The sequence below is a fragment of the Streptomyces regalis genome (assembly GCF_001509475.1).
GTDB classification, from domain to species: Bacteria; Actinomycetota; Actinomycetes; order Streptomycetales; family Streptomycetaceae; genus Streptomyces; species Streptomyces regalis.
On record NZ_LLZG01000088.1, the window covers coordinates 1 to 11,561 of the forward strand.

Genomic DNA, 11,561 nt, shown 5'->3' on the forward strand with positions numbered 1-11,561 from the left:
CGCCCCCACAGCCCCTGAACCGTCCGAACGCCGCTCCCACAACCCCTCGGAAGGTGCCCCATGAACACCGCTGAACTCGTCGAGCTCGCCCAGCAGTTGCGGGTGGACAGTGTGCGGGCCTCAGCTGCGGCCGGGTCGGGGCACCCGACGTCGTCGATGTCTGCCGCCGATCTGACGGCGGTACTCCTTGCGAACCACCTTCGCTATGACTTCGACCGGCCGGCCCACCCCGGCAACGACCGCTTCGTCCTCTCCAAGGGGCACGCCTCGCCCCTGCTGTACTCGGCCTACAAGGCGGCGGGCGCCATAGAGGACGGCGAACTGCTCACCTTCCGCAAGATCGGCAGCCGTCTCGAAGGGCACCCCACGCCGCGCCGGCTGCCGTGGCTGGAGACGGCGACCGGATCGCTCGGGCAGGGGCTGCCGATCGGGGTCGGGATCGCGTTGGCCGGGAAGCGGCTCGATCGGGCCGGGTACCGGGTGTGGGTGCTGTGCGGGGACAGCGAGCTCGCCGAGGGCTCCGTGTGGGAGGCCGCCGAGCACGCGGCGTACGAGCATCTGGACAACCTCACCGCGGTCGTCGACGTGAACCGGCTCGGTCAGCGCGGCCCGACCCGGCATGGTCATGATCTCCACGCCTACGCCCGCCGCTTCCAGGCCTTCGGATGGCACACCGTCGAGGTGGACGGGCATGACGTGGACGCCATCGACCGGGCGTATGGGGAGGCGCGGTCCACCAGCGGGCAGCCCACCGTCATCCTCGCCCGCACGCTCAAGGGCAAGGGCGTCCAGTCCGTCCAGGACCGTGAAGGACTGCACGGGAAGCCGCTGCCGGACCCCGACGAGGCGATCGCCGAGCTCGGTGGCCCCCGCGACATCCATGTCCGCGTCCACGAGCCGCCCGCCGCCCGCATGCTGCACGCCGTCCCCGCCGGACACCTCGAACTGCCCCGCTGGGAGAAGGGGGAAGAGGTCGCCACCCGGAACGCCTACGGCGAGGCGCTCGCCGCCCTCGGCACCGGCCGCGGTGACGTCGTCGCCCTCGACGGCGAGGTCAGCGACTCCACCCGCGCCGAGTTCTTCGCCAAGGCACACCCCGACCGCTTCTTCGAGTGCTACATCGCCGAGCAGCAGTTGGTCGCCGCCGCGGTGGGGCTCGCGACGCGCGGCTGGGTGCCGTACGCCTCCACCTTCGCCGCCTTCCTGACCCGCGCACACGACTTCGTGCGCATGGCGTCGGTCAGCGGCGTCGGCATCAACCTCGTCGGCTCGCACGCCGGCGTCGCGATCGGGCAGGACGGGCCGAGCCAGATGGGCCTGGAGGACCTGGCGATGATGCGGGCCGTGCACGGCTCGACCGTGCTGTACCCGTGCGACGCCAACCAGACCGCGAAGCTCGTCGCCGCCATGGCCGACCTGGACGGCGTCCGCTATCTACGCACCTCGCGCGGCGCCGCCCCGGTCGTCTACGGCCCCGACGAGGAGTTCCCCGTCGGTGGCAGCAAGGTGCTGCGGTCCAGCCCCTACGACCGGCTGACCGTCGTCGCCGCCGGCGCCACCGTGCACGAGGCCCTCGCCGCCGCCGACGCCCTGGACCGCGACGGCATCCAGGTCAGGGTCGTCGACCTCTACTCGGTCAAGCCCGTCGACCGGGCCACCCTGCGCCGGGCCGCCGAGGACACGGGCTGCCTGATGACGGTGGAGGACCACCACGAGGAGGGCGGCATCGGCGACGCCGTCCTCGACGCCTTCGTCGACGGGCGCCCCGTGCCGCGCCTGGTGCGCCTCGCCGTCCGTACGATGCCGGGCTCGGCGTCCCCGGACGAGCAACTGCACGCGGCGGGCATCGACGCCGCGTGCATCGCCGCCGCGGGCAAGCTGCTGGTGGAGGAGGCCGTCGTACGATGACCGGCGACGACGCCACGAGGAAGGTGCGGGCCGGTCGCCGTACGGTCGAGGTCAAACGTGTCGACAAGGTGCTCTTCCCCGGTGGCGGCGGGGCCAAGGAGTACACCAAGGGCGATCTTGTCGACTACTACCGGTCCGCCGCCGCGTTCATGCTGCCGCATCTGCGCGGCCGCCCCCTGATGCTGGAGCGGTACCCCGACGGTCTCGACGGCCAGAAGTTCATGCAGAAGAACACTCCGGAGCACTACCCGGACTGGATCACCCGCGTCGAACTGCCCAAGGAAGACGGCACCGTCTGCCACACCGTCTGCGACGACACCGCCACCCTCGTCTACCTCGCCGACCAGGCCTGCCTCACCCTGCACCGCTTCCTCTCCCGCACCGACGACATCGACCGGCCCGACCGGCTGGTCTTCGACCTCGACCCGGCCGAGGACTCCTTCGCGCAGGTCAGGGACGCGGCCGGGCTGCTCGGCGAGCTGCTCGACGAGCTCGGGCTGCCCTCGGCGCCGATGACCACCGGCTCGCGCGGGCTGCACATCGTCGTACCGCTGGACGCGCACCACGACTTCGACGAGGTCCGGGAATTCGCCAAGGACGTCGCCGGCCTGCTCGAATCGGCCCACCCGGACCGGCTCACCACCGCCGCCCGCAAGAAAGACCGCGGCGACCGCCTCTACCTCGACGTGCAGCGCAACGCCTACGCCCAGACCGCCGTCGTCCCCTACACCGTCCGCGCCCGGCCCGGCGCACCCGTCGCCACACCCCTGACCTGGGCCGAAGTGGACGACCCGGACCTGGACGCGCGCCGCTGGAGCATCGCCGACGCCGTGGAGCACGCCCGCACCAACCCCTGGTCCGGGCTGATGGACCGGGGCCGCGCCCTCGGACCGGCTCGGCGCAGGCTCGACGCACTGCGCGGCTGAAGAAGCCGTACCCATGGGTTTGGCCGGAGCCTCCCGGGCCACTCGGCGCAGGAGGCGTCCATGAATGATTCACAGAACACACCCAAGTCATCCAGACGGCAGACGGGCGGGGCGGACGAGCGGCCGACCCCGATGGAGGTCCTGCGCCAGGCACGGACCCAGCTCGCCGAACTCACCGGCATGAACGCGGAGACGGTGTCGTCCTTCGAGCAGACGGAGGACGGCTGGACGCTCGAGATCGAGGTCCTGGAACTGTCCCGCGTCCCCGACACGATGAGTCTGCTGGCGAGTTACCAGGTCGATCTCGACCCCGACGGACAGCTCACCGGGTACCGGCGCGTGCGCCGCTACGAACGTGGGCGTTCCGACGCACACAGGCCCGGCGGTCGGTAGGCCGCCCGCCCACGCCCGGCAGACCGTCATGAGACAAGGAGGAACGGCCGGCATGACCGTTGTCCCGGCACAGCAGCCCGGCGGCGGAGGCGGCAGCAGCGGCCTCTACGACGTTCTGGAGCTCGTCCTCGACAGGGGGCTTGTCATTGACGCATTCGTGCGTGTCTCCCTGGTCGGCATCGAGATCCTGAAGATCGACGTCCGTGTCGTCGTGGCCAGCGTCGACACCTATCTCCGCTTCGCCGAGGCGTGCAACCGGCTCGACCTTGAGGCCGGGCCGCGCAAGGCCCCCGGTCTGCCCGAGATGGTCGGCGAGATCACTGAGTCCGGCGCTCGCGGCAAGTCCAAGGGAGCGCTGTCCGGCGCCGCCGAGACCTTTTCCGACGCCTTCAAGCAGGCACGTGAGAACGGCGAGGCGCATCCCAGGCAGCGCACCCGCAAGTCCACCACGACGCGCAAGAAGGAGGAGCACGAGTGAGCACGTACGTGTACGGCATCACCGCGAGTTCGCGCACCGACCTTCCGAAGGACCTGGGCGGTGTCGGCGACCCGCCGCGTCCGGTGCGCGTCCTGAAGGAGGGCGCACTCGCCGCCCTGGTCAGCGACGCCCCCGAAGAGCTGCGCCCCAAGCGCAGGGAACTGCTCGCCCACTCGAACGTGCTGGCCGAGGCGGGTGCGGCCGGCTGCGTACTGCCCATGCGGTTCGGCAGCGTCGCCCCCGACGACGACACGGTCACCGGGGTGCTCGCCGAACGCGGGGAGCACTACAAGGAACGCCTGCGGGCCCTCGACGGCAAGGTCGAGTACAACGTGAAGGCCACGCATGCCGAGGAGGCCGTGCTGCACCGCGTCCTGGCCGAGAACCCGGAGATCCGGGCCATGACGCAGGCCAACCGGCAGTCCGGCGGCGGGTCCTACGAGGAGCGGCTGCGGCTCGGCGAGATGGTGGTCGCCGCGGTCAAGGCCCAGGAGGCCGAGGACGCGACCGATGTGCAGCACACGCTGGAACCGGTCGCGGACGCGGTCAGCGTGGGTCCCGACTCCACCGGCTGGCTCGCCAACGTGTCGTTCCTGGTCGACCGCGGCTCGGCCGAGACGTTCATGACCGCCGTCGAGCAACTCCGCAAGGGCCATCCGCACCTCGATCTGCGCGTCAACGGCCCGCTGCCGCCGTACAGCTTCGTCGAGCCCGGCCCCGCCGAGCCCGCGGGCACCACGTCCGGCGGCGGAACGGCGAAGGAGTGAGGCCGTGGGACTGATCGGAGAGGTACTGCTGCTGCCGTTCGCCCCGGTGCGCGGCAGCGGATGGGTCATCAGACAGGTGCTGCGCGAGGCGGAACGCCTCTATTACGACCCAGCCGCTGTGCGGGCCGAACTGGCGAGCCTGGAGGAGCAGCTGACCGCGGGCGAGATCGACGAGGAGGAGTTCGACCGCCGTGAGGACGAACTCCTCGACCGGCTGGAGATCGGCCTGCGCGCAGGCTACGGGAACGGTGACGGGACGGCACGATGAACCGAATGGGACTGGGCCTCGCCGTAGGGGCCGGATATGTCCTCGGACGGACGAGGAAACTGAAACTGGCGTTCGCCGTCGGCACGCTCGTGGCCGGCAAGCGGATGCATCTGAGCCCGCGGGCCGTCACGGACCTGGTGTCCCAACAGCTGCAGAACAACCCGCAGTTCAAGGAGATCGGGGACCAGTTGCGCGAGGACCTGCGCGGCGTCGGCGAGGCGGCCTCCGGCGCCCTGGTCGAGCGCCGGCTCGACGCGCTCGCCGACCGGCTGCACGGACGCACCGCCGAGCTGCACGAGCAGTTGTCGGGAGCGGTGCCGACGCCGGATCTCGGCGGGCGGGACGAGGAGTCCGAGGAGGAGACCGAGGACGAGGAGCCGCGCGCCGAGGACGAGGACCGCGAGCCGGACGAGCCCGAGGGACACGAGGAAGCGGAGGAGGAGTCGGAGGAGGAGTCCGAGGGCGAGTCGGAGGACGAGGAGCCGTCGGGCAAGGCGGCGGCGAAGCGAGCGGCCGCGCCGAAGAAGACCGCCAAGAAGGCGGCCAAGAAGGGCCCCGCGAAGAAGACGGCGGCGAAGAAGACCGCCGCCGGCAGGACAGCGCCCAGGAAGGCGGCTGCCAAGCGGAGCGGGACCGGCAAGTCGGCCGGCCGGAAGACGGCCGGGGCCCGCGGGGCGGCCCGCAGTGGCCGGGCGCGTCAGTCGAAGGGCGGTGACGGGTGATGACCGAGACACTCGGATCCGCGAGCTCCGCCGCCCGCGGAGCAGCGAAGCAACCACTCGCCGGTGTGGCCCACAGCGAGGCCGCCGACCGGTTCAAGGCCGAACTCCAGGAGTACCTCGCCGCGCAGACCCAGCGGATGCTGGTCGGCGCCGGCCGCAAACTCGGCGAGGCCACGGTCAAGCTGAACGACGTCGCCGAGGGCCGCAGCCCGGGCCTGGCCAAGCTCGCCCTCGACGGCGGCCGCAAGCTCGCCGACGGCAAGGGCCCGCTGCGCACCGCGCTGGAGGTCGGCGCCACCCGCGCCAAGGACAACGTGGTCGACACGTTCAAGAACCTCGGCGGCAAGGCCAAGGGAAAGGGCAAGGGGAAAAAGGCCGGCAACAAGCCCACCGTCATCATCGAGTACGTCGACGTGGGCGTGCCGCTGCGCACCGCGTACGACCAGTGGACCCAGTACCAGGACTTCAGCACCTTCGCGAAGGGCGTGAAGAGCGCGAACCGCGCCGACGACACGACCTCCGACTGGCAGCTCAAGGTCTTCTGGTCCAACCGCAGCTGGAAGGCGCACACCACCGAACAGGTGCCGGACGACCGGATCGCCTGGACGTCGGAGGGCGCGAAGGGCACCACGAAGGGCGTCGTCTCCTTCCACCGGCTCGACGACAGCCTCACCCGCGTCCTGCTGGTCGTCGAGTACTACCCCAAGGGGTTGTTCGAGAAGACCGGCAACCTCTGGCGCGCCCAGGGCCGCCGGGCCCGCCTCGACCTCAAGAACTACGTCCGCTTCGTCACCCTCAAGGGAGAGGTCGAAGACGGCTGGCGCGGCGAGATCCGCGACGGCGAGGTCGTCCGCAGCCATGAGGACGCGGTCGCGGAGGAGGACGAGGAGGAGTACGAGGAGCCCGAGGACGCGTACGAGAAGGACGAAGAGGACGAGACCGAAGAGGGCGAAGAGGACGAGGAGGAACCCGAGGACGCGTACGAGGAGGAACCCGAGGACGCGTACGAGGAAGAGCCTGAATACGAGGACGAGGACAAGCCCGAGTACGCCGGCGGCGGGAGCCGGCGATGACGATGTCCAGCCGGCTGCCCGAGCCCTACGGTCAGGGCAGTGGCGCCAACCTCGCCGACATCCTGGAAAGGGTCCTGGACAAAGGCATCGTCATCGCGGGCGACATCCGCATCAACCTGCTCGACATCGAACTGCTCACCATCAAGCTGCGCCTCATCGTCGCCTCGGTCGACAAGGCGAAGGAGATGGGCATCGACTGGTGGGAGGACGACCCGGCGCTGTCCTCCCGCGCCCACCGCAACGAACTCGCCCGGGAGAACGCCGAGTTGCGCGAGCGGCTGGCCCAGCTGGAGCCCACCCGGGGGGAGGAGGAGGCCCCATGACCGGACTGCGCTATGTCTACGCCGTCTGCCGCCCCTTTCGCTCCGCCCTCCAGGCCCAGCTGTCGGGGGTAGCCGGGGCGCCGCCGAAGCAGCTGACGCACCACGGCCTGATCGCCGTCGTCAGTACGGTGCCCGAGGCGGACTTCGCCGAGGAGCCGCTGCGCGCCCACCTGGAGGACCTGGACTGGCTCACTGCGACGGCCCGTGCCCACCAGCAGGTCATCGACGCGCTCACCGTCGTCACCACCCCGCTGCCGTTGCGGCTGGCCACCGTCTTCCGGGACGACAGTGGCGTACGGAGCATGATGGAGGCCCGCGAGGAGGACTTCCGGCGCGTGCTCGACCGGCTGGAAGGGCGGGTGGAGTGGGGCGTCAAGGTGTACGCCGAAACGGAGCGCGCGGGGCCCACGGAGCGCGCCGGCCTTACGGAACCGGCGGAGACCGGTGGGGGGCCGGAGCCCAAGGCCGTGTCGGGCCGCGACTATCTGCGGCGGCGCCGCATGCAGACGCAGGCCCGGGAGGACGTGTGGCACAGGGCCGCCGCATTCGCCGGCCGACTGCACGAAACGCTTTCCTCGTTCGCCGAGGAGTCCCGGCTGCACGCCCCGCAGAACTCCGCGCTTTCCCGCGCGTCCGGGCAGAATGTGTTCAATGCCGCCTATCTGGTGCCGCGCGCGGATTCCGAGGAATTCGTGGAACTGGTGGACCAGGCCAAGGACGACGCCCCCGGAATCCGGGTCGAACTCACCGGGCCCTGGGCGGCCTATTCCTTCACGGGGGAGTTCGCGGAGGAGGAGCCGGACGAGCCGGAGGTGGGGCCGTGACCGTCGTCGAACGCCGTGAGATCGCACTCGTGGACCTGCTCGACCGGCTGCTCGCCGGAGGCGTCGTCGTCACGGGCGACATCACCCTGCGCATCGCGGACGTCGACCTCGTCCGCATCGACCTGAACGCGCTGATCAGCTCCGTCAACGAGCAGGTCCCGTCACCCTGGGGGGAGTTGACATGACATCACGCCACAACCGGCTGGACCTCGAACCCGACACCGTGGAACGCGACCTGGTGAAACTCGTCCTGACGGTGGTGGAGTTGCTGCGCCAGCTCATGGAACGCCAGGCGCTGCGCCGCTTCGACGCGGGCGACCTGAGCGAGGAGCAGGAGGAACGGATCGGGCTCACGCTGATGCTGCTCGACGACCGTATGACCGAGCTGCGCGAGCGCTACGGACTGCGGCCCGAGGACCTGAATCTGGACCTCGGGCCGCTGGGACCGCTGCTTCCCAGGGAGTGACATGTCGCCTGACATTTCCCCATGACATTTCCCCGGGAATGAAATCAACTCACCACCGATACCAGCGACCCCTGCCGCCTGCCGTGGTCGTGCCACGCATGACGAAACCCAGGAGCCACACCACGAGAACCGCGATCGCGATCCACCACAGGGCCTTCAGCGCGAATCCGGCACCGAACAGAATCAGCGCCAGTAGCAACACGAGCAGAATAGGAACCATGATTTGACCTCCTGCTCGCCGAGTCACCAGAAATGCGCGATTCAGGCTTCCTTACGGCACAGAATCTCCCCGTGCAGCACACTGAACCAGCCGTCCTCCTGCCGCCCCCACTCCCGCCACGCCTCCGACACGGCCCGCAGCTGCCCGGCGCCGGCGTGCCCGCCCTCCGTGGCCCGCTCGGCATAGGCCGAGGCCAGCGTGCGATCCGCCCACAGGCCGCTCCACCAGGCCCGCTCGTCCGGCGTGGCGAAGGTCCAGGTGCTCGAGGTGGCCGTGACGTCCGTGAGCCCCGCCCGCAGCGCCCAGGACTTCAGTCGGCGCCCGGCGTCGGGCTCACCGCCGTTGGCGCGGGCGACCCGGCGGTACAGGTCCAGCCAGTCGTCCATGCCCCGGGACGCGGGGTACCAGGTCATGGCCGCGTAGTCCGAGTCGCGGACCGCGATGAACCCGCCCGGTTTGGTGACCCGCTTCATCTCGCGCAGCGCACCGACCGGATCGCCGACGTGCTGGAGCACCTGGTGGGCGTGGACCACGCAGAACGTGTCGTCCGGGAAGTCCAGGGTGTGTACGTCCGCGACGGCGAACTCGACGTTCGTCAGACCCCGTCCGGCGGCCGTGTCCCGGGCCTGATCCAGGATCTCCGGCGCCTGGTCGACACCGGTGACGTGCCCGTCGGGGACCAGGGCGGCCAGGTCGGCGGTGATCGTGCCCGGTCCGCAGCCGACGTCCAGGATCTTCATGTGCGGCTTCAGTGAACCGAGCAGGTAGGCCGCCGAGTTGGCGGCGGTGCGCCACGTGTGCGAACGCAGCACCGACTCGTGGTGCCCATGGGTGTAGACGGCGGTCTCCTGTGCCTTCGACATGGCTGTTCCCCTCGCTCGTCGTACCGGCTCACGGGGCTCACGTCCCCGCCGGGCGGTACTCGACACCGTACGCCCGCATGCCGAATGGTGAGACCTGCGTTTTACTATCTGGACTGACGACTGATCAGGAAGAGAGAAGGGGATGCTCAGGAGCCGGGCAGCGGGCGATAGACCGTCAGCGCCTCCGGCAGCTTCTCCAGCGTCACTTCGCCCCCCACCTCGGTGACTTCGCCGTCGTAGGCGAGGAGCGCGCCGGGTGTGACCCCCGACAGGTGCAGTCGGCCCACCTGGACCGCCGCATGGGCCGGAGAGCGGGTCAGCGGGCCCGCGAGGGCGGCCGCGAGCAGGCGCAGGGCGGGGCGGCGGCCGCCGTGCACGACCCGTACGTCGAGCACGCCGTCCGCGAGGTCCAGACGGCGGGCGGGGGCGAGGCCCAGCCGGTGGTAGGTGCCGTTCCCGGCGAACAGCAGCCACAACGGGTGGGCGCGGCCGGCGACTTCGGTGTGCAGCGGGTGGCGGTCGCTGCGCAGGACGCGCAGGGCCGCGAGCACGCCGGCCGGCCAGGCGCCGATGCGGGGCGAGAAGTGGTCGCGCCTGCGCACGAGTTCCGGATACACGCCCAGGCTGCAGGTGTTGAGGAACAGGCCGTGCTGTCCGTCGCAGACGAACCGGCCCACGTCCACGCGCACCGCCTCGCCCCGCTTGAGGGCACGGATCAGATCGCGTTCACCCTCCACACCGAGGTCGTGGGCGAAGTGGTTCATCGTGCCGCCGGGCAGCACGGCGAGAGGCAGGCCGTGCCGCAGGGCCACCTCCGCGGCCGCGTTCACCGTGCCGTCGCCGCCGCACACGCCGAGCACCCGCGCGCGGGTCGCCGCCTTCTGCAACTCGGCGCGGACATAGCCGGGTTCGCACTCGACGACCTCGGCGCGCGGCAGCGCGTCCAGCAGGGCGTGCACCCGGGCCGCCGTGCCCGCTCCCTTGTTGGCCACCATCACAAGGCCCGCCCCGTCCGGCAGCGCCGGAACGTCCGTACGGGGCCGGGCCGGCGGGATCAGCCGGTCACGCGTCGGCACCATGCCCCGCACCGCGAACGCCGCACCCGCGCCCAGCGCCGCGCCCGCCAGCACGTCGCTCGGGAAGTGGACGCCGGTGTACACCCGGGACAGCGCGACCGACCACGCGATCGGGACCACCGCGAGGCCCCACGAGGGCGACTCCAGGGCGACGCCGGTCGCGAACGCAGCCGCCGACGCGGCATGACCCGAGGGGAACGAGGTGGTGATCGGCTGCCGCTTCAGCTGCCGGACCAGCGGTACGGGGTCCAGAAGAGGGCGGGGCCGGCGTACCGACCGCTTGCCGAGGGTGTTGATGGTCAGCGAGGCCAGGCTCAACGAGGCCAGACCCCGGGCCGCGGCCCGACGGGCCTGTGGCGTACGGCTCGCGGCGATGGCGGCGGCCGTCGCGAACCACAGCACCCCGTGGTTCGCACTCCGGCTCAGCAGCGGCAGGACCCGCTCGGCATACGGCCAGTGCTGTTCGGCGGCGAACTCGAACAGCCGGGAGTCGAGGGCGAGGAGCCGGTCGCGCAGAGCGTGCCGGCCGGGCTTGGGGACGGTGAGGTCGACGTCTGGGCTCATACAGGGCTGGGTACCCTGAAGTGGCTGAATCCTGTCCGGCCGATGGTGACCGACACACGGAGGAACCCGTCCATGCGCCTGCTCCTCGTCCGCCACGGCCAGACGCCCTCCAACGTGGACTACCTGCTGGACACGGCCGTCCCCGGAGCCGGCCTGACCGCACTCGGCGAACGGCAGGCCGCCGCTCTCCCCGCGGCGCTGGCCGACGAGGACATCGAGGCGATCTACGCCTCCACCCTGATCCGCACCCAGCTCACCGCCGCCCCGCTGGCCGCTGCGCGCGGTCTCGACGTGCTGGTGCGCGACGGGATTCGTGAGGTGTTCGCGGGGGACCTGGAGATGCTGCGCGGCGACACCGAGCAGGGTGAGTTCTACATGAGGACGGTGTTCGGCTGGGCGGCCGGTGACACGGAGTTGCGGATGCCGGGCGGTGATTCCGGTACGGAGGCGCTGGCGCGCTACGACGCCGTGGTGGCCGAGGCCGCGGACAGTGGGGTCGGGACGGTTGCCATGGTGAGCCACGGGGCCGCGATACGTATGTGGACGGCGGCTCGAGCGGCCAACGTCGATGTCCCCTTCGCTGCCGCGCACCCGCTCGACAACACCGGGGTGGTGATTCTGGAGGGGGCGCCGTCCGATGGGTGGAAGGCGCTGAGCTGGGCGGGGGCTGTGGTGGCTCCGGTGGGGGAG

Annotated in this window: 16 protein-coding genes; 13 read left to right on the forward strand and 3 right to left on the reverse strand. The window is 71.0% G+C overall.

Going from position 1 to position 11,561, the window contains the following annotated elements:
• Window positions 1-60: 60 nt before the first annotated feature.
• The 12 genes from ADL12_RS14250 to ADL12_RS14305 are packed head-to-tail and all read left to right on the forward strand — an operon-like array spanning window position 61 to window position 8,148.
• The gene (locus ADL12_RS14250; RefSeq protein ID WP_062702250.1) at window positions 61-1,908 is read left to right on the forward strand and encodes a transketolase; all 1,848 of its coding nucleotides are present in this window, start codon (window positions 61-63) and stop codon (window positions 1,906-1,908) included.
• Window positions 1,905-2,834: a non-homologous end-joining DNA ligase gene (ligD, locus tag ADL12_RS14255; RefSeq protein ID WP_062702252.1), complete on the forward strand. Its 930-nt coding sequence runs from the start codon at window positions 1,905-1,907 to the stop codon at window positions 2,832-2,834. Before ADL12_RS14250 ends, ligD begins: the two co-directional genes overlap by 4 nt.
• A gap of 60 nt (window positions 2,835-2,894) precedes the next feature.
• Complete coding sequence (locus ADL12_RS14260) at window positions 2,895-3,227, forward strand: gas vesicle protein GvpO (RefSeq protein ID WP_079052040.1); 333 nt, start codon at window positions 2,895-2,897, stop codon at window positions 3,225-3,227.
• A gap of 52 nt (window positions 3,228-3,279) precedes the next feature.
• Complete coding sequence (locus ADL12_RS14265; protein ID WP_062702256.1) at window positions 3,280-3,705, forward strand: gas vesicle structural protein GvpA; 426 nt, start codon at window positions 3,280-3,282, stop codon at window positions 3,703-3,705.
• The gene (locus ADL12_RS14270; protein WP_062702258.1) at window positions 3,702-4,472 is read left to right on the forward strand and encodes a GvpL/GvpF family gas vesicle protein; all 771 of its coding nucleotides are present in this window, start codon (window positions 3,702-3,704) and stop codon (window positions 4,470-4,472) included. The genes ADL12_RS14265 and ADL12_RS14270 overlap by 4 nt, the downstream gene beginning before the upstream one ends.
• 4 nt (window positions 4,473-4,476) lie before the next feature.
• On the forward strand, window positions 4,477-4,740 hold the full coding sequence (locus ADL12_RS14275) for a gas vesicle protein GvpG (RefSeq protein WP_062702260.1): 264 nt from the start codon (window positions 4,477-4,479) through the stop codon (window positions 4,738-4,740).
• Window positions 4,737-5,462, forward strand: a complete 726-nt coding sequence (locus ADL12_RS14280; RefSeq protein ID WP_062702262.1) for a hypothetical protein — start codon at window positions 4,737-4,739, stop codon at window positions 5,460-5,462. Before ADL12_RS14275 ends, ADL12_RS14280 begins: the two co-directional genes overlap by 4 nt.
• Entirely contained in the window at window positions 5,462-6,535 is a 1,074-nt protein-coding gene (locus ADL12_RS14285) for an SRPBCC family protein (protein ID WP_062702264.1), read from the forward strand. The genes ADL12_RS14280 and ADL12_RS14285 overlap by 1 nt, the downstream gene beginning before the upstream one ends.
• A complete protein-coding gene (locus tag ADL12_RS14290) occupies window positions 6,532-6,858 on the forward strand; it encodes a gas vesicle protein (protein WP_062702266.1) in 327 nt (108 codons plus the stop codon). The genes ADL12_RS14285 and ADL12_RS14290 overlap by 4 nt, the downstream gene beginning before the upstream one ends.
• The gene (locus tag ADL12_RS14295; protein WP_062702268.1) at window positions 6,855-7,682 is read left to right on the forward strand and encodes a GvpL/GvpF family gas vesicle protein; all 828 of its coding nucleotides are present in this window, start codon (window positions 6,855-6,857) and stop codon (window positions 7,680-7,682) included. Before ADL12_RS14290 ends, ADL12_RS14295 begins: the two co-directional genes overlap by 4 nt.
• The gene (locus ADL12_RS14300; protein ID WP_031475810.1) at window positions 7,679-7,867 is read left to right on the forward strand and encodes a gas vesicle protein; all 189 of its coding nucleotides are present in this window, start codon (window positions 7,679-7,681) and stop codon (window positions 7,865-7,867) included. The genes ADL12_RS14295 and ADL12_RS14300 overlap by 4 nt, the downstream gene beginning before the upstream one ends.
• Window positions 7,864-8,148 (forward strand): gas vesicle protein K, encoded by a 285-nt coding sequence (locus tag ADL12_RS14305; RefSeq protein ID WP_062702270.1) that lies wholly within the window; start codon window positions 7,864-7,866, stop codon window positions 8,146-8,148. The genes ADL12_RS14300 and ADL12_RS14305 overlap by 4 nt, the downstream gene beginning before the upstream one ends.
• A 49-nt stretch (window positions 8,149-8,197) precedes the next feature.
• Here ADL12_RS14305 and ADL12_RS14310 read toward each other — a convergent pair whose 3' ends face one another.
• The 3 genes from ADL12_RS14310 to ADL12_RS14320 all read right to left on the reverse strand — a co-directional run bounded on the left by ADL12_RS14310 (window position 8,198) and on the right by ADL12_RS14320 (window position 10,871).
• The gene (locus ADL12_RS14310; protein ID WP_062702272.1) at window positions 8,198-8,368 is read right to left on the reverse strand and encodes a hypothetical protein; all 171 of its coding nucleotides are present in this window, start codon (window positions 8,366-8,368) and stop codon (window positions 8,198-8,200) included.
• A gap of 41 nt (window positions 8,369-8,409) precedes the next feature.
• Window positions 8,410-9,231, reverse strand: coding sequence for a class I SAM-dependent methyltransferase (locus ADL12_RS14315; RefSeq protein ID WP_062702275.1), 822 nt, complete (start codon window positions 9,229-9,231; stop codon window positions 8,410-8,412).
• A 146-nt stretch (window positions 9,232-9,377) separates the two neighbouring features.
• Complete coding sequence (locus ADL12_RS14320) at window positions 9,378-10,871, reverse strand: bifunctional phosphatase PAP2/diacylglycerol kinase family protein (RefSeq protein ID WP_062702277.1); 1,494 nt, start codon at window positions 10,869-10,871, stop codon at window positions 9,378-9,380.
• A 72-nt stretch (window positions 10,872-10,943) separates the two neighbouring features.
• On the opposite strand from ADL12_RS14320, the gene ADL12_RS14325 reads away from it, so the two are divergent.
• On the forward strand, window positions 10,944-11,561 hold a 618-nt coding region (locus tag ADL12_RS14325; RefSeq protein ID WP_062702279.1), incomplete at its 3' end, for a histidine phosphatase family protein.

Excerpts from the sequence above, each read along its gene's own strand:
- ADL12_RS14250 (WP_062702250.1), top strand. The coding sequence starts at position 61 with ATGAACACCGCTGAACTCGTCGAGCTCGCCCAGCAGTTGCGGGTGGAC.
- ligD (WP_062702252.1), top strand. The coding sequence starts at position 1,905 with ATGACCGGCGACGACGCCACGAGGAAGGTGCGGGCCGGTCGCCGTACG.
- ADL12_RS14260 (WP_079052040.1), top strand. The coding sequence starts at position 2,895 with ATGAATGATTCACAGAACACACCCAAGTCATCCAGACGGCAGACGGGC.
- ADL12_RS14265 (WP_062702256.1), top strand. The coding sequence starts at position 3,280 with ATGACCGTTGTCCCGGCACAGCAGCCCGGCGGCGGAGGCGGCAGCAGC.
- ADL12_RS14280 (WP_062702262.1), top strand. The coding sequence starts at position 4,737 with ATGAACCGAATGGGACTGGGCCTCGCCGTAGGGGCCGGATATGTCCTC.
- ADL12_RS14285 (WP_062702264.1), top strand. The coding sequence starts at position 5,462 with ATGACCGAGACACTCGGATCCGCGAGCTCCGCCGCCCGCGGAGCAGCG.
- ADL12_RS14290 (WP_062702266.1), top strand. The coding sequence starts at position 6,532 with ATGACGATGTCCAGCCGGCTGCCCGAGCCCTACGGTCAGGGCAGTGGC.
- ADL12_RS14295 (WP_062702268.1), top strand. The coding sequence starts at position 6,855 with ATGACCGGACTGCGCTATGTCTACGCCGTCTGCCGCCCCTTTCGCTCC.
- ADL12_RS14305 (WP_062702270.1), top strand. The coding sequence starts at position 7,864 with ATGACATCACGCCACAACCGGCTGGACCTCGAACCCGACACCGTGGAA.
- ADL12_RS14310 (WP_062702272.1), bottom strand. The coding sequence starts at position 8,368 with ATGGTTCCTATTCTGCTCGTGTTGCTACTGGCGCTGATTCTGTTCGGT.
- ADL12_RS14315 (WP_062702275.1), bottom strand. The coding sequence starts at position 9,231 with ATGTCGAAGGCACAGGAGACCGCCGTCTACACCCATGGGCACCACGAG.
- ADL12_RS14320 (WP_062702277.1), bottom strand. The coding sequence starts at position 10,871 with ATGAGCCCAGACGTCGACCTCACCGTCCCCAAGCCCGGCCGGCACGCT.